Here is a 23,245-nt window from a genome sequence, read left to right as displayed (position 1 = left end):
AGTTGCATTCCACGGCGGCCGCCTATGGTTCGACGATCGAGAGCTTGGTCGCCGGGCCGTGTGGGGTGGGCCGTCGTCGATCGCAATGGCCGCCGCGGTGGCCCAATCGACGGGCACCTCCAGCGGCAACACTGCGGTGACCCTGTCCCACCTCGCCGCCACTACCGGAATCCAAACACTGGCCAGCGGCCAACAGGGCGGGTCATCGGGACTGACGGTGCCACCGGCCATCACCAATTGGAACACCATCTGGTCCGCCATCACCGGGGTCTATTCGTCGTCTATTCGTCCACAGTCCTGGTCGAACATCCCGGGTGGGCCGTTCCTGGTGTTCGGTCAGTCCTACGCCTTTGGTCAAAACGGGCAGGGTTTGGGAGCGTACTTGGCTGGGCCGAAATTCATCTCGGGTGCGTTGGCGCCATTGACGCGGGGTGGTGGCATCGCCGATGAAACGGCTCATCACGCTGCGAGGGGCCACCGCTATGATCGCGCTGGCAGCACCCGCCCACGCCACCCCGGTGCCAGAACCCGACGGCGACGACGCAGGCTTCGTCGCCGCCCTGCACCAAGCCGGTTTCAGCTTCTCCAGTGACGGGTCGGCCGTCACCGCCGGCCGCGCCGTCTGCTCGTGCCTGAACAACGGCGAGAACGGCCTGGAACTCGTCCACGATGTCAAACTGCACAACCCCGGCATGGACATGGAGATGGCCTCCAACTTCGCGTTGATCTCCGCGAAGTACTACTGCCCACAACAACTCTCTAAGGCGTAGTCGGATGGCGCTCGACCTCTGGCTGGCGCTGCTGGGCATCACCACGCTCTTGGTGGTGCCGGGTCCGCCGGTTCGTGCCGATACCACGGATGGCTCCGACGACACCTCGTTTCTGGCCACCGTGCGCGGCGCCCGGCGTCGGCTACACCGACCCGGCCAAGACCGTCGCGACGGGAAATGCCGTCTGCGAGCTGATCGGTGACGGTAGACTCGGCGCGGAACTGGTCGATGACCTAACCCGCAACAACCCTCGACTGACCACCGCCCAGGCCATCCGATTCGTCGGCATCTCGGTGAAGTACTTCTGCCGCGCCAACTCGGCAATAATCTGGCCGGCACGCGGTACCGGTGTACCACTTCCGGCCTGCCACCTGCCGTTCACCTCGGTGTGGTTGGCTGGCCATTACTCGCTTGAGCGTGCCGTCGGGGTAAGGAGTGCGATGTGGCGCAGACGCTGACCGTCGCCGATTTCGCGCTCCGGCTAGGCGTCGGCGTCGGCTGTGGTGCGTTGGTCGGCGTCGAACGGCAGTGGCGGGCCCGGCGGGCCGGTTTGCGCACCAATGCACTGGTAGCCGCTGGTGCCACGCTGTTCGTGCTGTATGCCGTGGCCGCCGAGGACAGCAGCCCGACCCGGGTCGCGTCCTATGTCGTCTCCGGGGTCGGCTTCCTCGGCGGTGGTGTGATCCTGCGCGAAGGCGTCAACGTTCGGGGCCTCAACACCGCGGCCACGCTCTGGTGCTCGGCGGCGATCGGGGTGCTGGCCGCCTCCGGGCACCTGGTGTTCACCCTGATCGCCACCTTCACCGTCATCGCGATCCACGTGGTGGGCCGCCCGCTCGGCCGGGTGATCGACCACGACGACAACACCGAGGACGACGAGGGCCGTCAACCCTTTCTGGTGCAGGCGATCTGCCGCCCGAAGGCGGAAAAGTACGCCCGCGCTCAGCTGGTCCAGCACGCCAGCAGCAACGACCTGACTCTGCGCGGCATCCAGACCGGCCATGCCGGCGACGACGAGATCACCTTGACCGCACACGTACTCGTCGACGGCCACACCCCGGCCAAACTCGAGCGACTGGTCGCCGAACTGTCCTTGCAACCCGGGGTGCGCGCGGTGCAGTGGTACGCCGCCGACGAAGGCCAGCCGGACTGAACCCTAGTGGCGGGCCTGCAGCGCCTGCGCGGTGGCCAGCAGGTCTTCCCGGGCGCCGGTCAGGTGGGGTATAGATCCGCTCGCAGTTGATGGTTCGTTTGGTCGTTTTGGCGTTCTCGCCGGTGGCGATCACCATACGGTCCCAACCCTCGGTGTAGACCGCGTCGGCGGACCGAGAGCGAGAACCGTGACGTACCAAGGGATCCGCAGCTCCAGCATGGGCTCACCGAGCAGGTCGCTGATCACGTTGTAGCCGGCGTAACGGCCCATGGGCCGGCCATGCTGGCACAACATCACCGGCAGGTGCTCATCGTCCATGCGGGCGGCCGCCACATCACCCACGGCGAACACCGACTCGACGCCGACCACCCGCAGATAATCGTCGACCGGCAACCGGCCGAGCGGATCGCGAACCACTGGCAGCTGCGCGGTCAACGGGTGGGCGCGTACCCCGGCACACCACACCACCGTGGCGGCCTCTAGTTGCTCGCCGGACGACAGCGCCACGCCGCGCGGACTGGCGGCGGTGACGTTCACTCCCGTTCTGGTCTCGACCCCGTTGTCGGATAACGCCTGTTCGATGACGGGCCGCACCTCGGCGGCGATGTGCGCTATGCCGACCGGGTCGAGCAGGTCGGCGATCGGGATGCGGCACGGGCTCAGGTCTGCCTCATAGTTGCGGACCCGGATGTCGTGGAACGGCATCGGGCTCACGACCGTGATGTTGACCGTTCCCGCCGGCACCGCGAGTTCGTCGAGCCGGCGGGCGGCGCCCAGCGCCGTCCACAGCCCGCAAACCCCGCCCCGACCACCAGCACAGCGGTCACCTGTACATCCCTTGTCCGGTCGGGGCGCCGGCATCCGCGACCAACCGTCGTAATCTATCCGTGTGAATGCCGTCACCGGATTCTGATTCAGGCTGCCGTAACCGATGCGGGATCCCGTGTTGTTCGCGATCCTATTCTTCCTGCTGTTCCTGACTCTGGAGTGGACGGCGGCGCGCAAGCTGGAACGCCTCAAGCAGGCAGCAAACGAAGATGCCCGGCCCGCCTTCGCGGCGTCTATCGGACCCGTGATCGATCGCAAGAATCTCGATGGAGCGACCGCGCTTCGGCAGAAATGCAACAACAGCGGCGAGATCCTGATGTGGGTCCCGTTGCCGCTGTTGGGGCTTCTGCCGTGGATGGTGTTTTTCAGCTGGTCACCGAACCTGATCTACCAGTACTGGGTGCACACCGAGCGCATCGGCAAGTTGCCCCGCCCGATCTAGTTCGTCTTCAACACCCCGTCTCACCACCGGGTGCACCACGGCATGGACCAGCTGTGCCTGGACAAGGACTACGGCGGCATCTTCATCGTGTGGGACCGGATGCTCAGCAGCTTCCAGGCCGAACTGTTCCGCCCGCACTACGGCCTTACCAAGCAGGTGGACACCTTCAACATCTGGAAGCTGCAGACGCACGAGTACGTCGCGATCGCGCGGGACTGGCGCTCGGCGAAGCGTTTTCGCGACCGGCTGGGTTACCTGTTCTGCCTGCCGGGATGGACCCCGCGCCCCGTTGCCCGGTCCGACGAAGGAGTACGCCTGGCCACCTCGATGTAACGCCGGAGCCGGCTGCGCCGAATAGGTCGATGTCGAAACAGTAACGACGTAATCTCAACTTGGTCGGCGCGCGTCGGCCTCGACGGAGAAACGGAGTCTGTCCATGATGTTTCGCGCGGTGGCCGCGTCAGTTGTCGTCCTAGGGTTGGGTCCCGGCCTGCCGGCCGCCCACGCCAACCTCGTCACGGTGTATCCGGGAATGGAGATCCTGCAGGAAAACCGACTATGCACGCTGGGTTACGTCGACCCGGGCCAGCGGCTCGCCTACACCGCCGGCCATTGCCGCAGTGGGTTGGCAACGGTCGTGACCGACAAGAACCGTAACGCCATCGGCCACCTGGTGACCTTCCGCGACGACACGCCCAGCGGCTCGACGGTGGCGGTGGACCGGGCGATCAGCGACTACGAGGCCATTGTACTCGACCCCAACATCCCGGCGAACAACATCCTGCCGGACGGGCGGCCGCTGGTGTCGAGCCCGAACGTGGTGGTCGCGCCCGGGCAGTCGGTCTGCCACTTCGGGGTGTCGACCGGCGAGACTTGCGGAACCGTCGAAGCCGTGAACAACGGCTGGTTCATCATGTCGCACGGCGTCCAGAGCCACCCGGGCGACTCCGGCGGGCCGGTTTACCTGGCCTCGCCGGGCGGCCCGGGACAGATCGTCGGGATCTTCAACAGCGTCTGGGGTGACCTGCCTGCCGCGGTGTCGTGGCGGACCACCTCGGAGCAGGTCCACCAAGATCTCGCGGGCCGCGTCGGGGACAGCTAAAGGACGGCTAGGGGAGGGCCAGGGGAAAGCTAGGCCGTCAGCGTGACCCCAGCACGAACACCGGGATTGACGGCGCCGCGGCACGGAATTCCTCGTCGATGGAATGCGGCGTCAACCCGGCCACGTGCCCCTTGACCTGCCAATACCACCGGTCGAGGTAGCGCTTCAGCAGCTCCGGCTTGGCCGCGTCCTCGACCGCTGCGGCCAGCCGACATTGCTGTCGCCAGCGTGGGTCCCATCTCGACCTCGCCCGCGGCCCGCACGTTGCGTGCCCATTGGGTGTTGCCGCGGGGGAGACGAGGTACTCCACGCCGCCGATGGTCAGCAGGTTGATCACTACCGAGCGTGGCTTGCCCGTCTTACGGTCGCGAACCCGAAGCGCGCATGTCCCCGCGACGCTGACCACGGACTCGACGAGCCAGCGAATGACAGCGTTACCTCCCCGCGCCACCCGGTTGGGGTCTTCGTAGCGCGTGGACATTGAGGGTCCTTTCCGCATGCTCCCGCGACGATTTGAGAGCAGTGCTCTCATTGCTGGTAATGGTGCCACGCGCAAAAGCAAGAGCAGTGTTCTCGTTTGTGTCAGACGGCAGTCCGGTGCCCGGATATCACGCACCACCCGAGCGCACCGTAGCGGTCGGCACCCGCGTGATCGGCGCCGTCTTCGACACGATCGCCGCGGGAATCACCACCGGCGACACAAGGCTGGCGAATGTCGTTGTGCCACAACCTATGTCGTCGGACTTCGATCGAATTCGGCACGAATTCGGGTTTCCGTGCGACGACGCCGTCATGGCCAAGTGCTTTTTGTTCTGGGCGGGGGTGGTGGGTGCGATCAGCTTCGAGGTGTTCGGACAATACGACGCCGGCACGCTGACCGACCCGGAAGCGGTCTTCGACATCCAGCTGCGGCTGCTGGTGGACATGCTCGCCCAGCATTGACGAACGCCACAGTCCGGTGTTCCGTACCTGGAGATCGCCTACATCTCGCCCGACATGAAGGCGTTCTACGACCACATCAAGCAGGAGCAGCAACGGTGAGCCCTGCCGGCTACGATGCCCGGCCCGGCGATGAGAATGGAGTGGCGCCCATGAGCACCGAAATCCCGGCAACCGTTCCGGTGGACAGCGTGCAGTCCTGGTCGGACGACGTCGACGTCCTGGTGATCGGCTTCGGCATCGGCGGTGGATGCGCGGCGGCCGCAGGCGCGTGGGTGTTGGTGCTCGAGCGGGCCGCCGCGGCCGGTGGCACCACCGCCATGGCCGGGAGCCATTTCTACCTGGGCGGGGCACGGCGGTGCAGCAGGCCACCGGGCACGACGACTCGCCCGAGGAGATGTACAAGTACCTTGTCGCGGTCTCCCGCGCGCCCGATCACGAGAAGATTCGCGCGTACTGCGACGGCAGCGTCGAGCATTTCAACTGGCTGGAGGATCTGCGCTTTCAGTTCGAGCGCAGCTACTATCCGGGCAAGGTGTTGGTGCCGCCGGGAACCGAGGGCTTGAGCTACACCGGCAACGAGAAGGTCTGGCCCTTCTGCGAACAGGCCAAGCCCGCGCCACGCGGTTACTCGGTGCCGGTGCCCGGCGAGCTGGTTGGCGCCGCCATAGTGATCGACCTGTTGGTCAAGCGTGCCGCCGATCTGGGCGTGCAGGTGCGCTACGAGACCGGGGCGACCAATCTGGTGCTCGACGACGCCGGCGCGGTGGTCGGCGTCGTGTGGAAGCATTTCGCCGAAACCGCTGCGATCAAAGCAAAGTCGGTCATCATTGCCGCGGGCGGCTTCGCGATGAACGCCGAGATGGTCGCCGAGCACACGCCCGCGCTGGCTCAGGAGCGGAAAACCAAGCATCACGGCACGGTTGGCGCCCTACATCCTGGGCAACCCGAACGACGACGGGCTGGGCATCCGGATGGGCATCTCCACGGGCGGCGCGGCCAAGTACATGGACGAACTGTTCATCACGGCGGCGGCCTATCCGCTCGCCGTCCTGCTGACGGGGGTGATCGTCAACAAGGACGGTAAGCGTTTTGTCACCGAAGACTCCTACCACTAGCGCACCTCCGCGTTCGTGCTGGAGCAGCCGGACCAAACCGCGTACCTGATCGTCGACGAAGCGCACACCGAGATGCCCGAGATGCCGTTGATCCGGTTCCTGGACGGATATGAGACCGTCGCCGAAATCGAGGAGGCGCTGGGCATTCCTAGCGGCAACCTCAAGGCGACACCGGATCGCTACAACGAATTCGCAGGGTGAAGATCCGGACTTCCACAAGCAACCGGAATACCTTGCGCCGCAAGATCATGGACCGTGGGCGGTTTTCGACCTGTCGCTGGGGCGGGCCATGTACTCGGGGTTCACCATCGGCGGGTTGGCCACCTCGGTGGACGGCGAGGTGTTGCGTGTGGACGGCACGGTGGTGCCGGGCCTGTACGCGACGGCGGCGTGCGCATCCAACATTGCCTAGGACGGCAAGGGCTATGCCAGCGGCACGCAGCTGGGCGAGGGGTCGTTCTTCGGGCGCCGCGCCGGAGCGCACGCCGCCGCGGCAGCGAAGGCGCGCTAAACCTCCCTGGGCCGCGAGCCGACCGGCCCGAGGCGCCATTGCCCGCCGCCGAGCAATTGCAGCTCTTGGTCGTGGTGCTGCTCGACGGTGTGGCGGTGGCTGACGCTGACCACCACGCAGTCCGGTAGTTCGCTGCGCAGCAGCTGATACAGCGCGAACTCCAGGCCCTCGTCGAGCGCGGAGGTGGCCTCATCAAGGAAGACCGCCCGCGGCTTGGTCAGCAGTATTCGGGCGAACGCGACGCGCTGCTGCTCACCGGGGGAAAGCACCTTGGCCCAGTCGCGCTCTTCGTCGAGCCGCTCGATGAGCGGGGCCAACGCCACCTTGTTCAGGGTTTCCCGCAACATGTCTTCCCGAATGTCTTCCGGCGAATTCGGGTAGCACACAACGGTTCGCAGGGTGCCCAGCGGCACGTACGGCAACTGCGACAGGAACATCGTCGCGTTGTCGCCGTCCGGGCGGCACAGCGTTCCCGAGGCATACGGCCACAACTCGGCCAGGCTGCGCAGCAGCGTGGTCTTGCCCGCGCCGGATCGTCCGGTGATCACCAGCGAATCGCCGGTGTCCAACTGCACGTCGAGCGAGTCGATCAGCTGATCGCCGTCCGGCGTGCGCGCCTCCACGTGGGCGAGTTCCACGGCAGTGTCCTCACTCGGCTTGACCAGCAGTGCCGGCAGGGCACGGCCCTGGGCGTTGGCGTCGACCAACCCGTGCAGACGCAGGATTGCGGCCCGGAACGAGGCGAACGCGTCGTAGTTGTTCCGGAAGAACGACAGCGAGTCGTGAATGTTGCCGAACGCGGTTGCCGTCTGGCCCACATCGCCGAAGTCGATCTTGCCGGCGAACAGCCGCGGCGCCTGAATCACCCACGGCAGCGGGACGATCGCCTGCGACACCGACCAGTTCCAGCCGTTGAAAATGATGGTCCGGCGGACGAACTTGCGGTAGTTGTCGATGATTGGGGTAAAGCGCCGCCACAACTGGCTCCGTTCGACTTGCTCGCCCCGATAGAAACCGACCGCCTCGGCGGCATCCCGCAGCCTCACCAGGGCGTAACGGAATGCGGCGTTGAGTTTTTCGTTGTTGAAGCTCAGCCAAATCAGCGGGCGCCCCAGCCAGAACGCGACCACCGTCGCGATCAGCACATACACCAGCACCGTCCAGAACATGGCGCGCGGCAACGTCACCCCGAACAGCGTTAGATCGCCGGACAAATTCCACAGGATCGCGGCGAACGAGATCACCGAGGCGACCGCGTTGACCGCCCCGAACAGCAGGGTGCTGCCCGTCCCGTTGGACGGGATGTTCGGGGTCGCGCCGGCGTTGGCGGTGAAGATGTCGATGTCCTGCTGGATACGCTGGTCCGGGTTGTCAATCGTGTGGTCGATGAACAGATCCCGGTAGTAGGCGCGGCCGTCCAGCCAGTCGTCGGTCAGGTGAGTGGTCAGCCACATGCGCCAGGCGATGATAAAGCGCTGGGTCAGGTAGATATCGGCCATGAACCGCGCTACATACAGCGTCGCCAGCGCACTGAAAATCACCAGTGACATCCAAAAGCCATGAACGCCAGACCGTTTGATGGCGACGTCGCCCGCGGCCATGCCCTGCACCGCCTTCTGCACCGCGGTGTACAGATCGTTGCCCTGGTAACTGAGCATCACCGTGAGCCGCACCGAGAGCAGCACCGAGAGCAGCAGCACGCCGAGCATCACCCACACCTTCACACTGTCCGCGCCGACGAAGTAGCCGCGGGTGATGCGCCAGAACTGCCGACCCCACGGCGTGAAATACCTGAATGCGGCCAGCACGATCAGCAGGCACACGGCGCCCACCACCCAAGCGATGGCGACCCATTGCAGGGAATCGGTCAGCGCTGACGACCAGTCGATAGATGGCTTGAATAGCGTGGGACCCAACGTCGATGTCTCCTGGCTATCGAGGCATCCCGGGGAGCCTCTGGGCGAATGCTTCCCCGCGAAGGTACCCGAGACGGTCGATAGGTTGCGGTTATGAGTATCGACGCTCCATCCAGTCAGATCGTCCACGCCGGCCGTCTCGTCGTCCGCCGACTCAAGGCCAGCGGCATCAACACCCTATTCACGCATCAACACCCTATTCACGTTGTCGGGCGGCCACCTGTTCTCCATCTACGACGGCTGCCGTGCAGAGGGCATTCGTCTCATCGACACCCGGCACGAGCAAACCGCGACCTTCGCCGCCGAGGGCTGGTCGAAGATCACGCGGATTCCGGGCGTGGCCGCGCTGACCGCGGGCCCCGGCGGTCACCAACGGCATGAGCGCGATGGCCGCCGCACAGCAGAACCAGTCACCGCTGGTCGTGCTCGGTGGCCGGGCGCCCGTACAGCGCTGGGGCATGGGGTCGCTGCAGGAAATCGACCACGTGCCGGTCGTGGCTCCATTGAGCCGCTTCGTGGCCACCGCCGCGTCCACCGAAGACGCCGGCCGTCTCGTCGACGATGCCCTGCGGACCGCGGTCGGGGCCCCTCGGGCGTCGGGTTCGTTGAATTTCCGATCGATCACGTGTTCTCCGTGTCCGAGGACGACGCCCGGGCGGGCGCGCTGCACACGCTGCCCCCGGCCCCGGCTCCGGACAGTGAGGCGCTCGACCAAGCCGCCGCGCTGTTGTCCGGGGCGCAGCGAGCGGTCATCATGGCCGGCACCAACGTCTGGTGGGGGCACGGAGAGACGGCGTTACTGCGGCTCGCCGAACAGCGGCAGGTCCCGGTGCTGATTAACGGGATGGCCCACGGTGTCGTGCCCGCCGATCACCCGTTGGCGTTCTCGCGGGCGCGGTCCCAGGCCCTGGCTCGAGGCCGATGTCGCCGTCGTCGTCCCGATGGACTTTCGGCTCGGCTTCGGCACGGTGTTCGGCCCCGACACTGCGCTCATCGTGGTCGGTCGTGTTCGCCCGAACGGGAGCATGCCCGGGCCGATCGCCGCGGGCGTGTACGGCGATCTGGGCACCATCCTCCCGGCGCTGTCCGGCCCGGCCGGCGCCGGCCACCGCGGCTGGATCGAGACGCTGCGCACGACCGAAACCGGGGCCTGCCGCCGGGAGGCGCGCGAGCTGGGCGACGACCGAATCCCGCTGCACCCAATGCGGATCTACGCCGAATTGGCACCGATGCTGGACCGCGACGCCATCATCGTCGTCGACGCCGGCGACTTCGGTTCCTACGCCGTCCGGGTGATCGACAGCTACCAGCCGGGGTGCTGGCTGGACAGCGGCCCGTTCGGCTGCCTCGGCTCGGGGCCCGGCTATGCGCTGGCCGCCAAACTGGCCCACCCGCGGCGCCAGGTTGTGCTGCTACAGGGCGACGGCGCCTTCGGCTTCAGCGGCATGGAATGGGACACCTTGGTGCGCCATCAGGTGCCGGTCGTGTCGGTGATCGGCAACAACGGCATCTGGGGTCTGGAGAAGCACCGATGGAGGCGATTTACGGCTACTCGGTGGTGGCCGAGCTACGCCCGAGCACCCGCTACGACGAGGTGGTGCGCGCGCTGGGCGGCCACGGCGAACTGGTGTCCGCGCCCGGCGAGCTGCGGTCCGCGCTGGAGCGCGCGTTTGCCAGCGGCCTGCCCACGGTGGTCTACGTGCTCACCGACCCGGCCGTAGCGTATCCGCGCCGATCCAACCTCGCTTGATGAATCGTCATCTGCTCACCGCGTACCGTTGACCTGTGCCAAAGACGACCCGCATCCAACCTGGCCGACTGAGCAGCAGATTCTGGCGACTGCTCGGCGCAAGTACGGAAAAGAACCGCTCTCGCTCGCTGTCCCAGGTCAGCGCCTCGTCGGAATACGACGATAAAGCCGCTGGCCTCAAAGACGAACAGTTGCGCAAAGCGGCCGGCCTGCTCAACCTCGACGCTCTCGCCAACTCCGAAGACATCGCACAGTTCCTGGCGCTCGCCCGGGAGGCCGCTGAACGGACAACCGGCCTGCGGCCCTTCGATGTTCAGCTGCTGGGCGCGCTGCGCATGCTCGACGGCGATGTGATCGAGATGGCGACCGGCGAGGGTAAAACGCTCGCCGGCGCGATTGCGGCCGCCGGGTACGCGCTGGCCGGACGGCACGTGCACGTCGTCACCATCAACGACTACCTGGCCCGCCGCGACGCGGAGTGGATGGGCCCGCTGCTGGAGGCGATGGGGCTGACGGTCGGCTGGATCACCGGGGAGTCGACGAGCGAGGAGCGCCGCGCGGCCTACGGTTGCGACGTCACCTACGCCTCGGTCAACGAGATCGGTTTCGACGTGCTGCGCGATCAGCTGGTGACCGATGTCAACGACTTGGTGTCACCCAATCCCGATGTGGCCCTGATCGATGAGGCCGACTCCGTGCTGGTCGACGAGGCGCTGGTGCCGTTGGTGCTGGCCGGGACCACGCATCGCGAGACGCCGCGCCTGGAGATCATCAAACTGGTCGGCGAACTGGTCAGCGCCCCTAACGCCGACGAGTACTTCGACACCGACGCCGACAGCCGCAACGTGCACCTCACCGAGGCCGGAGCACGCAAGGTCGAGAAGGCGCTGGGCGGTATCGACCTGTACTCCGAGGAACACGTCGTCACCACGCTCACCGAGATCAACGTCGCGCTGCACGCCTACGTGCTGTTGCAGCGTGACGTGCACTACATCGTGCGGGACAACGCGGTCCATCTGATCAACGCCTCCCGGGGCCGCATCGCGCAGCTGCAGCGCTGGCCGGACGGGTTGCAGGCGGCCGTCGAGGCCAAGGAGGGCATCGAGATCACCGAGACGGGCGAGGTGCTCGATACCATCACGGTGCAGGCGCTGATCAAGCGCTACGCCACCGTGTGCGGGATGACCGGTACAGCGCTGGCCGCCGGCGAGCAGCTGCGCCAGTTCTATCAGCTCGGTGTTTCGCCAATTCCGCCGAATACTCCCAACATTCGCGAGGACGAGCCGGACCACGTCTACATCACGGCCGCGGCAAAGAACGACGCGATCGTCGAGCACATCGCGGCCGTGCACGAGACGGGACAGCCGGTTTTGGTCGGTACCCGCGATGTGGCGGAGTCCGAGGAGTTGCACGAGCGCCTGGTGCGCCGCGGCGTTCCAGCGGTCGTGCTCAACGCCAAGAACGACGCCGAGGAAGCCCAGGTGATCGCCGAGGCGGGCAAGTACGGCGCGGTCACCGTGTCAACCCAAATGGCCGGGCGCGGAACGGATATCCGCCTCGGCGGATCCGACGAGGCGGACCATGACCGCGTCGCCGAGTTGGGCGGGTTGCATGTCGTCGGCACCGGTCGCCATCACACTCAGCGACTGGACAATCAACTGCGCGGACGCGCCGGCCGCCAGGGCGACCCGGGCTCGTCGGTGTTCTTCTCGAGTTGGGAGGACGACGTCGTCGCCGCCAACCTCGACCGCAACAAACTGCCCGAGCAGACCGACGAGGACGGAAAGATACTGAGCCCCAAGGCCGCTGGGCTGCTCGACCATGCGCAGCGCGTAGCCGAGGGCCGGATGCTGGACGTGCACGCGAACACCTGGCGTTACAACCAGCTGACCGCGCAGCAGCGTGCGATCATCGTAGACCGGCGTAACACGTTGCTGTGCACGGCAACTGCGCGTGAAGAACTCACCGAGCTGGCACCGAAGCGCTACCAGGAGCTGGCCGAGACGGAGGGTCTCTCCGAGGAGCGGCTGGAAACGATCTGCCGGCAGATCATGCTCTATCACCTGGACCGCGGCTGGGCCGACCATCTGGCCTACCGCGCCGACATTCGGGAGAGCATCCACCTGCGCGCGCTGGGCCGGCAGAACCCGCTTGACGAATTCCACCGGTTGGCCGTCGACGCTTTCGCGTCGCTGGCCGCCGACGCCATCGAGGCGGCTCAGCATACGTTCGAAACCGCGAACGTCCTCGACGAAGAGCCGGGCCTGGATTTGTCCAAGCTGGCGCGGCCAACATCGACGTGGACGTACATGGTCAACGACAATCCGCTGTCCGACGACACGCTGTCCACGCTGAGCCTGCCCGGGGTGTTCCGCTAGCTCGACCCGCCTCCCCGCATAGTCCCCATCGCTCACTGCATCGTCACCGGGCTAGTGTCACGGTTCATGGAGCAGGATCAGCTACCAGACCGGGTGCTGACAGTGCCCAACATGTTGAGCGCCGTCCGCCTGCTGCTCGTCCCGGTGTTCGTCTACCTGCTAGTGTTTGCCCACGCCAACGCGTGGGCCGTGGCCATCCTGGTGTTCAGCGGCGCCTCCGACTGGGCCGACGGCAAAATCGCTCGCACGCTGAACCAGTCATCGCGGCTGGGTGTCCTGCTTGATCCCGCGGTCGACCGCCTGTACATGGTGACGGTCCCGGTTGCGCTGGCGCTGAGCGGCACCGTGCCATGGTGGTTCGTCATCACGTTGCTGGTGCGCGACGGACTGCTGGCGGCCTCGCTGCCTCTGCTGCGCAGCCGCGGATTGACTGCGCTGTCCGTCACCTACATCGGCAAGGCCGCCACGTTTGCCTTGATGTCCGGCTTCCCACTCGTTTTGCTGGGAACATGGGACGCTCTGTGGAGCCGCGTCATCGGCGCGTGCGGGTGGGGCTTTCTGATCTGGGGCCTGTACGCATACCTGTGGTCGTTCGTCCTGTACGTGGTGCAAATGGTTCTGGTGCTGCGCCGGATGCCGAAGGTCACCCAGGCGGCTGAACATGGCTGAACCGGATCGCCTGCTCGGCGACTACGACCCCAACGCGGGCCGCAGCGCGCACGCCGCGACGCGCCCGACCCTCATCCCGGTGCCGTCCCTGCTGCGTGCGCTGCTCTCCGAGCACATCGATCCCGGTTATGCCGCCGCGGTCGCCCAGGCGCGTTCGGTCGAACCCGGCGTGCGTACCGCATAGCAACTGCCCGAACCTCTCCGACGTGTCCAAGCAGCGGGTGAATGGCAGTCAGCAGATCATCCTGGATCGCGACCTGCAGCTCGTCGTCAACTCGCTGTGGGCCTGCGGTGCGGAGGCCATCTCGGTCGGTGGCGTGCGGGTCGGGCCGAAGTGACCATCCGCCAGGCCGGAGGAGCGATCCTGGTCGACAACAACCCCACCAGCAGCCCTACACGATTCTCGCCGTCGGGCCGCCACACGCGATGCGAGACGTGTTCGACAACAGCCCCGGGCTGCAGCGGCTTAGGCTGCTAGAGGTTTCCTTTGGTGTCGGCATCACGGTGACCGTTTCCGACGGTCTGTCCCTGCAGGCCGGATCGATACGAGAAGTCAAGTTCGCCAAAGAGATTGGGCCTTCGTGACAAATCAGCTGCCCCGGACGGGAGCGCGCATGATCGGCATCGCGGCGCTTGCGGTTGGCATCGTGTTGGGCTTGGTTTTCCACCCCGCTGTGCCCGAGATCGTTCAGCCGTACCTAACCGATTGCCGTCGTCGCGACGTTACCGATTGCCGTCGTCGCGACGTTACCGATTGCCGTCGTCGCGACGTTACCGATTGCCGTCGTCGCGACGTTGGACGCGGTCTTCGGCGGCCTGCGCGCTTACCTGGAGCGGATCTTCGATCCCAAGGTCTTCGTGGTGTCGTTCGTGTTCAATGTCGTCGTGGCGGCGCTGATCGTCTACGTCGGCGACCAGCTGGTTGTCGGTACGCAGCTGTCGACGGCCCTCATTGTGGTGTTGGGCATCCATATGTGGTGTTGGCATCCGGAATCTTCGGCAACGCCGCCGCGCTGCGGCGCCGCCTGTTCGGAGCCTAGGAGCAAAGCGAGATGGGGTCAGCGTGAGCCAGGATCAGCCGACCGGCACACCCGACGAAAGTCGTGACGCCCCAACGCGGCACGACGATTCCGCAGCCGACGCGCACCAGGCCGGACCAGCGGCCGCGCAGCACGGTCGCCACGAATTGCCCGGCAACAACCCGCGACCGTAGATCGGCACGGAGGGCCGCACCGGATTGTCCGGCCTGCTGCGCGGCGGCCGGTCGCGGCTGATGTTCGGCGCGCTGGCGGTCCTGTTGTGCCGCGTCCTGGGGATCGCTATCGTCATCCAGGTTGGCCAGACGCGATCGGGTGACTCACTGGACACGGCCCGCCCGGCGGACCTGCTGGTGCTGCTGGACTCGCTGCGTCAGTGCGAGGCCACCCTAAACAGTGAAGTCAATGGACTGTAGAACACCCTGAATTCGCTGCAGGCGTCCGGCAATAACGACCAGGCCGCGATCAAGAGCGCGCAGGCGAGGCTGGCCGCGCTGTCCATTCTGGTCGGCGCGGTGGGCGCCACCGGCCCCGGCATCACCATCGAAGACCCCGGCCCCGGGATATCACCCGAGGTGATGCTCGACGTGATCAACGATCTGCGGGCCGCCGGCGCCAAGGCGATCGAGGTCAACGGCGGCGGCCAGTCCGTGCGAGTCGGTGTCGACACCTGAGTGGTCGGGTCGCCGGGCTCGCTGACCCTCGACACCAAGACCCTGTCGTCGCCGTATTCGATTCTGGCGATTGGCGATCCGCCCACAGAGCGACCGCGTGAACGTCCGCACCTTGCGACAACCAAAACCGCACCAATACGCTCAGCCCGTCAAGTGAGCCACACCGACCAGAACAGGATTACTGTGAGCGATATCCCGGCCGATTTGCACTACACCGCCGAACACGAGTGGGTGCGCCGGAGCGGTGACGATACCGTGCGGGTCGGGATCACCGACTTTGCGCAATCGGCACTGGGCGACGTCGTGTTCGTGCAGCTGCCCGAGGTGGGCGCTCAGGTGACCGCGGGCGAATCTTTCGGCGAGGTCGAGTCGACGAAATCCGTGTCGGACCTGTACGCGCCGGTGACCGGCACGGTGACCGCCGTCAACGGCGAGCTGGAGGACAGCCCGCAGTTGGTCAACTCCGACCCGTACGGGGATGGCTGGCTGGTCGACGTCCAGGTCGCCGACGGCGAGGACCTGGCATCGGCGATTTCGGCTCTGCTGGATGCTGACGCCTACCGCGGCACGCTGACCGAGTGACGGTTGCTAATGTGCCTGCCAGCACTGCCGGTGGCTGCAGCATTTGCCACGGCGCGGCACGCGGGGCAACGGGGGCCGGCCGACCAATCGGTTTTCGATCCTGCCGGTGGTTGCCGCATTCGGAACCCCCGCGCGGTACGGTCAACACAACAGCGTAACAAGGCAGCAATCGGCAATACAGGGTCGACAACCTAGCGTGGGAAAGCCGGCCGAACGGCCCGGTCAGACAACGCCACAGCGGCCAGTGAGGAGCAGCGGGTGACGGACATGGACTCAGGAAGTTCGCAAGACCAGAATTCGGAAGAAGTCACCGTGGAAACGACCTCGGTCTTCCGCGCCGACTTCCTCAACGAACTGGACGCGCCCGCCCAGTCGGGCGCCGAGAGCACGGTCTCTGGGGTCGAAGGGCTCCCAGCCGGCTCGGCGTTGCTGGTCGTCAAACGGGGCCCCAATGCGGGGTCGCGCTTCCTCCTTGACCAGCCCATCACCTCGGCCGGCCGGCATCCGGACAGCGACGTCTTCCTGGACGACGTCACGGTTAGCCGGCGCCACGCCGAATTCAGGTTGGAAAACAACGACTTCCACGTCGTCGATGTGGGTAGCCTCAACGGCACCTACGTTAACCGCGAGCCAGTGGACTCGGCAGTGCTGGCCAACGGTGACGAGGTACAGATCGGCAAGTTCCGGCTGGTGTTTTTGACCGGCCCCAAGGGTGACGACAATGGAGGATCTGGCGGCTAGTGAGCGCACCCGATAGCCCGGCCCTGGCCGGGATGTCGATTGGGGCGGTCTTGGACCTACTGAGACCGGATTTCCCTGATGTCACGATTTCTAAGATCCGCTTCTTGGAAGCCGAAGGTCTGGTGACGCCCCAGCGCGCCGCGTCGGGATACCGCAGATTCACCGCGTACGACTGCGCGCGGTTGCGTTTCATCCTCACCGCGCAGCGCGACCACTACCTGCCACTGAAGGTGATCCGGGCGCAGCTGGACGCCCAGCCCGATGGTGAGTTGCCACCGTTCGGATCGCCTTACGGCGTACCACGATTGGTGTCGGTGACCGACAGCGACCTCTCCACCGGCCACGCCACCGCCCCCGATGCCGCCGCCGTCGCACCCACCCGCGTCCGGCTGAGTCGCGAAGAGGTGCTGGAACGCTCGGGGGTCGACGACGACCTCCTCACCGCCCTGCTCAAAGCCGGGGTGATCAGCCGCGGCACGGCCGGCTTCTTCGACGAGCACACCGTGGTGATCCTGCAATGCGCCCGGGCTCTGTCCGATTACGGCGTCGAACCGCGGCATTTGCGGGCGTTCCGGTCGGCGGCCGACCGGCAATCCGATCTGATCGCGCAGATCGCCGGACCGTTGATCAAGGCGGACAAGGCCGGTGCCCGGGATCGCGCCGACGATCTGGCACGTGAGATCGCCGCGCTGGCAATTACCTTGCACACGTCGTTGATCAAGTCGGCCGTTCGCGACGTTCTGCGACGCTGAGGACTAGACTTCGTTGAACAGCTTGGTGTTCGGCGGCACGGAGAGGAGCGGTGTACCACCGGGTCGTCGCTCTGAGTGAAAGTCGGATACGGCGGCATATGCGGAGGGCAGACACAAATGGGTGAAGTACGTGTTGTCGGCATTCGCGTCGAGCAGCCGCAAAACCAGCCGGTGCTGTTGCTGCGTGAGGCCAATGGTGACCGTTACCTGCCGATTTGGATCGGGCAGTCTGAGGCTGCTGCGATCGCGCTCGAACAGCAAGGCGTCGAACCGCCCCGGCCGCTGACCCACGATCTCATCCGTGATCTCATTGCGGCGCTTGGACATTCGCTGAAGGAAGTGCGGATCGTCGATCTGCAGGAAGGCACCTTCTACGCCGACCTGGTGTTTGACCGCAACATCACCGTGTCGGCGCGTCCGTCGGATTCGGTGGCGATCGCACTGCGCGTGGGCGTCCCCATCTACGTCGAGGAAGCGGTGCTGGCCCAGGCGGGTCTGCTGATTCCGGACGAGAGCGACGAGGAATCCAGCAGCGCCGTGCGCGAGGACGAGGTGGAGAAGTTCAAAGAGTTTCTCGACAGCGTGTCTCCCGACGATTTCAAGGCCACCTGAGCCGCGGTGCGAAAACTGCGGGTCAGCGGGCTGGCGATCGGGCGTTAAGCTGGACCCCGATATCACGGATGCGTCTCACCTGACACTGTGATCTCGACACGCCTGTCGGATAGCGGGCCCCTCGCCGTTGCGGCGGCCATACTTTGAGAGCAAGTTAAGGCACGGTAGTGATCGAACAGCGTAAGCTCTCTAGCACTTGGGCCTTAGCCAACGTGGCTGTGCAGGCAGCCAATGGACGCAGCTAGTGACAAGAGCGCGATCGGCGAGAGGAACCACTGTGAGCGACCAGCAATGTCAAGAACAGCTGGATCTTGCCGGCCAGTCGGATGCCGCGAACCCAGGTGAGCTGAGCATCGCCGTGGCCAGCGGACCCGTGCAGCCGGGGCTGTTTCCTGACGACTCGGTGCCCGACGAGTTGGTCGGCTACCGGGGTCCCAGTGCGTGTCAGATCGCCGGGATCACCTACCGCCAGCTGGACTACTGGGCCCGCACCTCGCTGGTGGTGCCGTCGATCCGCAGCGCGGCGGGGTCGGGCAGCCAGCGCCTGTATTCCTTCAAGGACATTCTGGTTCTCAAGATCGTCAAGCGGCTGCTGGACACCGGCATCTCGCTGCATAACATCAGGGTCGCGGTCGACCATCTGCGCCAGCGCGGGGTCGAAGATCTGGCCAACATCACGCTGTTCTCGGATGGCACCACCGTCTACGAGTGCACGTCGGCCGAAGAAGTGGTCGACCTGCTGCAGGGCGGGCAGGGTGTGTTCGGCATCGCGGTGTCCGGCGCCATGCGCGAGCTGACCGGCGTAATCACCGATTTCCCAGGTGAGCGCGCCGACGGCGGGGAGTCGATCGCAGCCCCGGAGGACGAGCTGGCTTCCCGGCGCAAACATCGCGACCGCAAAATCGGATAAGCCCGTTTTCGGGTTACTGGAGGGTAAACTCGACTCCGCATTGAGCCCGCGCGGGAGAGTTTCGTGGCTGCCAGTCACGGATGCCGAAGGAGCAATACCTCTCCGACAACCTCTCAGGCACCAGGACCGCGCGCCGGTAAGGATGCCTCTGGAAAGCGGTGCGACCGTGATGGTCCACCCGCCGATGGGGAAAGGCGCACGGGGGACTGCGCGCCGAATCTCTCAGGCGCTCGATGACTGGGTGGGGACAGAGGGGGAGGGCCAATTAGTCCCTCTGCCTACTATCAGGAGTCCCGATGCCTTCCCAAGGACCTTTCTCCGTTCGACACATCGGACCGGATGCGGCCGCCGTCTCAACAATGCTGGACGTGATCGGTGTCGGCTCGCTCGACGAGCTGGCAGGCAAGGCGGTTCCGCAGCGGATTTTGGACAAACTCTCCGACACCGGGGTCGCCCCGGGTCTGGCTTCGCTGCCGCCGGCGGCCACCGAGGCCGACGCGCTCGCCGAGCTGCGCGCACTGGCCGACATCAACACCGTGGCCGTGTCGATGATCGGTCAGGGTTACTACGACACGTTCACCCCGCCGGTGTTGCTGCGCAACATCCTAGAGAACCCGGCGTGGTACACTGCGTACACGCCCTACCAGCCGGAGATCAGCCAGGGCCGGCTGGAAGCCCTGCTGAATTTCCAGACCATGATCACCGATCTGACCGGGCTCGAGATTGCCAACGCCTCGATGCTGGACGAGGGCACCGCCGCGGCGGAGGCGATGACGCTGATGCACCGGTCGGTAGCGCGTCGCGCCGGTGCGGGCGCCAACCGGCTGGTCGCCGACGTCGACCTCTTCGCGCAGACCGCCGCGGTCCTGGCGACCCGCGCCGAACCGCTGGGCATCGAGATCGTCACCGCTGATCTGCGCAAGGGTCTCCCCGAGGGCAACTTCTTCGGCGTGATCGCCCAGTTGCCCGGTGCCAGCGGCCGGATCACCGACTGGTCCGGGCTGGTGGGCGAGGCGCATGAGCGTGGCGCACTGGTCGCGATCGGCGCTGACCTGTTGGCCTGCACGTTGGTCGCCCCGCCCGGCGAGATCGGCGCCGACGCCGCCTTCGGTAGCTCCCAGAGATTCGGTGTTCCAATGGGATTCGGTGGTCCGCACGCCGGTTACCTGGCGGTGCACGCCAAACACGCGCGTCAGTTGCCGGGCAGGCTGGTCGGTGTCTCCGTCGACAGCGACGGTTCACCAGCCTATCGGCTGGCGCTGCAGACCCGCGAACAACACATCCGCCGCGACAAGGCAACCAGCAACATCTGTACCGCGCAGGTGCTCCTGGCGGTGATGACTGCGATGTACGCGAGCTACCACGGCGCCGATGGGCTCCGGGCCATCGCACGCAGGGTGCATCAGCATGCCCGCACCATCGCGGCGGCGCTAGGCGACGCGCTGGTGCACGACACCTACTTCGACACCGTGCTGGCGCACGTGCCCGGATGCGCGGACGAGGTGGTGGCCAAGGCCAAGGCCAAGGGCATCAACCTCTGGCGTGTCGACAAGGACCATGTGTCGGTGGCGTGCGATGAACGCACCACCGACATCCACGTGGAAGAGGTCCTGGACGCCTTCGGGGTGTCGGCCGCCGAGCCCGCACACTCCGATATCGCGACGCGCACCACGGAGTTCCTCACCCACCCGACTTTTACGCAGTACCGCACCGAGACGGCAATGATGCGCTATCTGCGCACCTTGGCGGACAAGGACATCGCGTTGGACCGCAGCATGATTCCGCTCGGATCGTGCACTATGAAACTCAACGCCGCCGCGGAGATGGAGCCGATCACCTGGCCGGAGTTCTCGCGGCTGCATCCGTTCGCCCCCGCCGACGACACTCCGGGACTGCGCCGCCTGATCAGCGACCTTCAGGCCTGGCTGGTGGCGATCACAGGCTATGACGCGGTGTCGCTGCAACCGAACGCGGGCTCGCAAGGGGAGTACGCGGGCTTGTTGGCGATCCACGCCTACCACGTCAGCCGGGGCGAGCCGCACCGCGACATCTGCCTGATCCCGTCCAGCGCGCACGGCACCAATGCGGCTTCGGCCGCCCTGGCGGGGATGCGGGTGGTCGTGGTGGGCTGCCACGACAACGGCGACGTCGATCTCGACGACTTGCGGGCCAAGGTCGCCGAGCACGCCGACCGGCTCTCCGCGCTGATGATCACCTACCCGTCCACGCACGGGGTGTACGAGCAGGACATCGCCGAGATCTGCGCGGCCGTTCACGATGCGGGCGGCCAGGTGTACGTCGACGGCGCCAACCTCAACGCGCTGGTGGGTCTGGCGCGGCCGGGCAAGTTCGGTGGCGACGTGAGCCATTTGAACCTGCACAAGACCTTCTGCATCCCGCACGGCGGTGGCGGGCCCGGAGTGGGTCCCGTCGCCGCACGGTCGCATCTTGCCCCGTTCCTGCCGGGGCACCCGTACGCGCCCGAACTTCCCGGCGGACAGCCGGTCTCGTCGGCGCCGTACGGCTCCGCATCGATCCTGCCGATCAGCTGGGCCTACATCAGGATGATGGGCGGCGACGGACTGCGGGCGGCCTCACTCACCGCGATCGCTTCGGCCAACTACATCGCGCGTCGTCTCGACGAATACTTCCCGGTGCTCTACACAGGCGCGAACGGCATGGTCGCCCACGAATGCATCCTGGATCTGCGTGGTATCACCAAGGCGACCGGCGTAACCGTCGACGATGTGGCAAAACGGTTGTCGGACTACGGCTTCCATGCTTCGACCATGAGCTTCCCGGTGGCGGGCACGTTGATGGTGGAGCCGACTGAGAGCGAAGACCTGAACGAGGTCAACGCGTTCTGCGACGCGATGATCGCCATCCGCGCCGAGATCGACAAGGTGGCGGCCGGACGCTGGCCCGTTGATGACAACCCGCTGCGCGGCGCGCCGCACACGGCCGAATGCCTGCTGGTTGCCGATTGGAATCACCCGTACACGCGGGAAGAGGCCGCGTACCCGCTGGGCAAGGCCTTCCGGCCGAAGGTGTGGCCGCCGGTGCGCCGTATTGACGGAGCCTACGGCGACCGCAACCTGATGTGCTCGTGCCCGCCGGTGGAGGCGTTCGCCTAGCCGCACCGCGGTAGGTCAAACTGCCTGCTGCTTAGGCGATTTCGTGGTGAAGTCGATCTGGGCACGCAGCTCGACGGCCACGACATTCGCGCGCGTGATGAAGGCGACCCCACCGTCGAGCATGCCCGTAAAATCATCCTCTCCGGTCGCGATACGGTGCCGACTAGGCGCACACGGCGGGTTCAGACCGCAGGAAATCCAACGTCAGTTCCGTGAATTCCTGGGCCGCCTACACTTGCGGTAGATGCCCGACCCTGTGAAACAGGTGCACCCGAGCGTGCGGGAAACAGCGCTGCGCCGCCCTGACGTGGTGTACGGGCCGGATGCGGTCGTGGTCGCCCCAGCCGATGAGCGTGGGGCGAACATGGCGGGAGACGCTGCGCAGCAACTCATTTCGCCATTGGGGCCGGACACCTCTAATGCTGACACCCCAGCGCGGTCTCGTGCAGGACCGCGGCCGTCCCGGACTGTCGCGCGAGCGTCAGCGCCCGGTCGATCCGCTCGTCGGTGACCAACGACCGGTCGACGTAGAGCCGCCGTTCGTGCATCTGGGCACCGGCCCGGCTGACGTGCCGGGTCGCAGGGCACCCACGACCGGGGTGGCCGCCAACCGCAGGATCGGATGGAACCCGGCGCTGCCCACCAGATTCAAGGTGGCCACCCGGTCGGCTGCAGCGCCAACAGCTGCAGCGCGACCGCACCGCCCATCGAGTGGCCCATCACGTGCAGGAGCCGGGTTTCTCCCACTGCATCAAGGGTCTCCAGCACCGCTCTTCGAACCGGACAAAGTGACGGCCGGCAGGCGGTCGGAAACCCGATCCGGGTAGGTCTGGGGCGAGCACGCGATAACCGGCCCGGCATAAGCTGCCGACTTGCGGCTCCCAGTCCTCGAGGCTGCGACCGATACCGTGCAGTAATAGGAACGGCGGTTGCTCAGCTCGACCGTCGATGAGCAGCCGAGTGCGTCGCCCGTTGACGTCGATCGACTAGGTCGTTCGCGTGCGCATGCCCTGAAATGGATACTCTCGCATTACAATTCGTTGTCCTCACGTAGGGTTGGCGTCCGCGATCGGTATTGCGGCGTTGCTGCCGGACTACCGCAGTCCCGACGATACGTGGCATCAAGATCATTGGCCGTGCCTCCGCAAAACGGATCGGCGAAGACTTCCCGTGTTGTCTGCCGCACGCGGCCGGCGGAACAGGTCGAGTCATTCCTGAGCGGAGCGC

Annotated in this window: 17 protein-coding genes, 8 pseudogenes and 1 riboswitch; of the genes and pseudogenes, 19 read left to right on the top strand and 6 right to left on the bottom strand. The window is 66.1% G+C overall.

The features are described from left to right. Positions 1-261 (bottom strand): hypothetical protein (locus FQ389_RS20020; protein ID WP_260860692.1); only part of this gene is annotated, 261 nt, incomplete at its 3' end. A gap of 185 nt (positions 262-446) precedes the next feature. On the opposite strand from FQ389_RS20020, the gene FQ389_RS11540 reads away from it, so the two are divergent. The 3 genes from FQ389_RS11540 (at position 447) to FQ389_RS11530 (ending at position 1,923) form a co-directional block, all read left to right on the top strand. After that, on the top strand, positions 447-770 hold the full coding sequence (locus FQ389_RS11540; protein ID WP_144207754.1) for a DUF732 domain-containing protein: 324 nt from the start codon (positions 447-449) through the stop codon (positions 768-770). Between the two features lie 89 nt (positions 771-859). After that, positions 860-1,228, top strand: a complete 369-nt coding sequence (locus FQ389_RS11535) for a DUF732 domain-containing protein (protein WP_144207751.1) — start codon at positions 860-862, stop codon at positions 1,226-1,228. Beyond that, positions 1,213-1,923: an MgtC/SapB family protein gene (locus FQ389_RS11530; protein WP_144207748.1), complete on the top strand. Its 711-nt coding sequence runs from the start codon at positions 1,213-1,215 to the stop codon at positions 1,921-1,923. Before FQ389_RS11535 ends, FQ389_RS11530 begins: the two co-directional genes overlap by 16 nt. Before the next feature lie 3 nt (positions 1,924-1,926). Here FQ389_RS11530 and FQ389_RS11525 read toward each other — a convergent pair. Next, positions 1,927-2,750, bottom strand: a pseudogene (locus FQ389_RS11525) (FAD-dependent oxidoreductase). A 104-nt stretch (positions 2,751-2,854) separates the two neighbouring features. On the opposite strand from FQ389_RS11525, the pseudogene FQ389_RS11520 reads away from it, so the two are divergent. Continuing rightward, positions 2,855-3,526 (top strand): annotated as a pseudogene (locus FQ389_RS11520) (sterol desaturase family protein). 103 nt (positions 3,527-3,629) lie between these two features. Then, positions 3,630-4,295, top strand: a complete 666-nt coding sequence (locus FQ389_RS11515; protein ID WP_144207745.1) for an Rv1815 family serine proteinase — start codon at positions 3,630-3,632, stop codon at positions 4,293-4,295. A gap of 37 nt (positions 4,296-4,332) precedes the next feature. Here the strand turns inward: FQ389_RS11515 and FQ389_RS11510 are convergent. After that, a pseudogene (locus tag FQ389_RS11510) lies at positions 4,333-4,776 on the bottom strand (nitroreductase family deazaflavin-dependent oxidoreductase). 59 nt (positions 4,777-4,835) lie between these two features. Here FQ389_RS11510 and FQ389_RS11505 point away from each other — a divergent pair. Together FQ389_RS11505 and FQ389_RS11495 are read left to right on the top strand one after the other, a co-directional pair. Next, positions 4,836-5,237, top strand: a complete 402-nt coding sequence (locus FQ389_RS11505) for a TetR-like C-terminal domain-containing protein (protein ID WP_186296378.1) — start codon at positions 4,836-4,838, stop codon at positions 5,235-5,237. Between the two features lie 149 nt (positions 5,238-5,386). Further along, positions 5,387-6,863, top strand: a pseudogene (locus tag FQ389_RS11495) (FAD-binding protein). Here the strand turns inward: FQ389_RS11495 and FQ389_RS11490 are convergent. Continuing rightward, a complete protein-coding gene (locus FQ389_RS11490) occupies positions 6,860-8,779 on the bottom strand; it encodes an ABC transporter ATP-binding protein/permease (protein ID WP_144207742.1) in 1,920 nt (639 codons plus the stop codon). The pseudogene FQ389_RS11495 and the gene FQ389_RS11490 overlap by 4 nt on opposite strands. Positions 8,780-8,872: 93 nt before the next feature. On the opposite strand from FQ389_RS11490, the pseudogene FQ389_RS11485 reads away from it, so the two are divergent. The 12 genes and pseudogenes from FQ389_RS11485 to gcvP all read left to right on the top strand — a co-directional run bounded on the left by FQ389_RS11485 (position 8,873) and on the right by gcvP (position 22,018). After that, positions 8,873-10,529 (top strand): annotated as a pseudogene (locus FQ389_RS11485) (acetolactate synthase). 35 nt (positions 10,530-10,564) lie between these two features. Next, the gene (gene secA2, locus FQ389_RS11480; RefSeq protein WP_144207739.1) at positions 10,565-12,907 is read left to right on the top strand and encodes an accessory Sec system translocase SecA2; all 2,343 of its coding nucleotides are present in this window, start codon (positions 10,565-10,567) and stop codon (positions 12,905-12,907) included. 66 nt (positions 12,908-12,973) lie between these two features. Next, positions 12,974-13,576 carry a CDP-alcohol phosphatidyltransferase family protein gene (locus FQ389_RS11475; protein ID WP_144207736.1) on the top strand — a complete coding sequence of 201 codons (603 nt, stop codon included), beginning with the start codon at positions 12,974-12,976 and terminating at the stop codon, positions 13,574-13,576. Next, a pseudogene (locus tag FQ389_RS11470) lies at positions 13,569-14,161 on the top strand (DUF881 domain-containing protein). The gene FQ389_RS11475 and the pseudogene FQ389_RS11470 overlap by 8 nt, the downstream one beginning before the upstream one ends. A 29-nt stretch (positions 14,162-14,190) precedes the next feature. Continuing rightward, positions 14,191-14,616 (top strand): annotated as a pseudogene (locus FQ389_RS11465) (small basic family protein). A gap of 173 nt (positions 14,617-14,789) precedes the next feature. After that, positions 14,790-15,444 (top strand): annotated as a pseudogene (locus tag FQ389_RS11460) (DUF881 domain-containing protein). Positions 15,445-15,470: 26 nt separating this feature from the next. Next, positions 15,471-15,869 (top strand): glycine cleavage system protein GcvH, encoded by a 399-nt coding sequence (gene gcvH / locus FQ389_RS11455; protein ID WP_144207733.1) that lies wholly within the window; start codon positions 15,471-15,473, stop codon positions 15,867-15,869. A gap of 267 nt (positions 15,870-16,136) precedes the next feature. Beyond that, positions 16,137-16,610: a glycogen accumulation regulator GarA gene (gene garA / locus FQ389_RS11450; RefSeq protein ID WP_407662855.1), complete on the top strand. Its 474-nt coding sequence runs from the start codon at positions 16,137-16,139 to the stop codon at positions 16,608-16,610. Continuing rightward, positions 16,610-17,362, top strand: coding sequence for a transcriptional regulator FtsR (ftsR, locus tag FQ389_RS11445; RefSeq protein WP_144207728.1), 753 nt, complete (start codon positions 16,610-16,612; stop codon positions 17,360-17,362). The genes garA and ftsR overlap by 1 nt, the downstream gene beginning before the upstream one ends. A 117-nt stretch (positions 17,363-17,479) precedes the next feature. Continuing rightward, positions 17,480-17,974: a bifunctional nuclease family protein gene (locus tag FQ389_RS11440; RefSeq protein WP_144207760.1), complete on the top strand. Its 495-nt coding sequence runs from the start codon at positions 17,480-17,482 to the stop codon at positions 17,972-17,974. A 277-nt stretch (positions 17,975-18,251) separates the two neighbouring features. Continuing rightward, positions 18,252-18,884, top strand: a complete 633-nt coding sequence (locus FQ389_RS11435) for a MerR family transcriptional regulator (protein ID WP_144207725.1) — start codon at positions 18,252-18,254, stop codon at positions 18,882-18,884. A 41-nt stretch (positions 18,885-18,925) separates the two neighbouring features. Beyond that, positions 18,926-19,023: riboswitch (glycine riboswitch) on the top strand. Between the two features lie 157 nt (positions 19,024-19,180). After that, positions 19,181-22,018 (top strand): aminomethyl-transferring glycine dehydrogenase, encoded by a 2,838-nt coding sequence (gcvP, locus tag FQ389_RS11430; protein ID WP_144207723.1) that lies wholly within the window; start codon positions 19,181-19,183, stop codon positions 22,016-22,018. A 416-nt stretch (positions 22,019-22,434) separates the two neighbouring features. Here the strand turns inward: gcvP and FQ389_RS20015 are convergent, their stop codons facing one another. Continuing rightward, positions 22,435-22,566 carry a hypothetical protein gene (locus FQ389_RS20015; RefSeq protein ID WP_260860691.1) on the bottom strand — a complete coding sequence of 44 codons (132 nt, stop codon included), beginning with the start codon at positions 22,564-22,566 and terminating at the stop codon, positions 22,435-22,437. Positions 22,567-22,737: 171 nt separating this feature from the next. Beyond that, positions 22,738-22,923 carry an alpha/beta fold hydrolase gene (locus tag FQ389_RS22455; RefSeq protein WP_407662854.1) on the bottom strand — a complete coding sequence of 62 codons (186 nt, stop codon included), beginning with the start codon at positions 22,921-22,923 and terminating at the stop codon, positions 22,738-22,740. Positions 22,924-23,245 lie beyond the last annotated feature (322 nt).

Origin of the sequence: Mycobacterium tilburgii (assembly GCF_902168065.1) — a bacterium.
In the GTDB taxonomy this organism is placed as follows: domain Bacteria; phylum Actinomycetota; class Actinomycetes; order Mycobacteriales; family Mycobacteriaceae; genus Mycobacterium; species Mycobacterium tilburgii.
Note: the sequence above shows the minus strand (reverse complement) of the source record. Positions and strands in the feature narration are given on the sequence as shown.

Excerpts from the sequence above, each read along its gene's own strand:
- FQ389_RS11540 (WP_144207754.1), top strand. The coding sequence starts at position 447 with ATGAAACGGCTCATCACGCTGCGAGGGGCCACCGCTATGATCGCGCTG.
- FQ389_RS11440 (WP_144207760.1), top strand. The coding sequence starts at position 17,480 with ATGGGTGAAGTACGTGTTGTCGGCATTCGCGTCGAGCAGCCGCAAAAC.
- gcvP (WP_144207723.1), top strand. The coding sequence starts at position 19,181 with ATGCCTTCCCAAGGACCTTTCTCCGTTCGACACATCGGACCGGATGCG.
- FQ389_RS11475 (WP_144207736.1), top strand. The coding sequence starts at position 12,974 with ATGGAGCAGGATCAGCTACCAGACCGGGTGCTGACAGTGCCCAACATG.
- FQ389_RS11515 (WP_144207745.1), top strand. The coding sequence starts at position 3,630 with ATGATGTTTCGCGCGGTGGCCGCGTCAGTTGTCGTCCTAGGGTTGGGT.
- FQ389_RS20015 (WP_260860691.1), bottom strand. The coding sequence starts at position 22,566 with ATGCACGAACGGCGGCTCTACGTCGACCGGTCGTTGGTCACCGACGAG.
- garA (WP_407662855.1), top strand. The coding sequence starts at position 16,137 with ATGGACTCAGGAAGTTCGCAAGACCAGAATTCGGAAGAAGTCACCGTG.
- FQ389_RS11505 (WP_186296378.1), top strand. The coding sequence starts at position 4,836 with ATGGTGCCACGCGCAAAAGCAAGAGCAGTGTTCTCGTTTGTGTCAGAC.
- FQ389_RS11535 (WP_144207751.1), top strand. The coding sequence starts at position 860 with ATGGCTCCGACGACACCTCGTTTCTGGCCACCGTGCGCGGCGCCCGGC.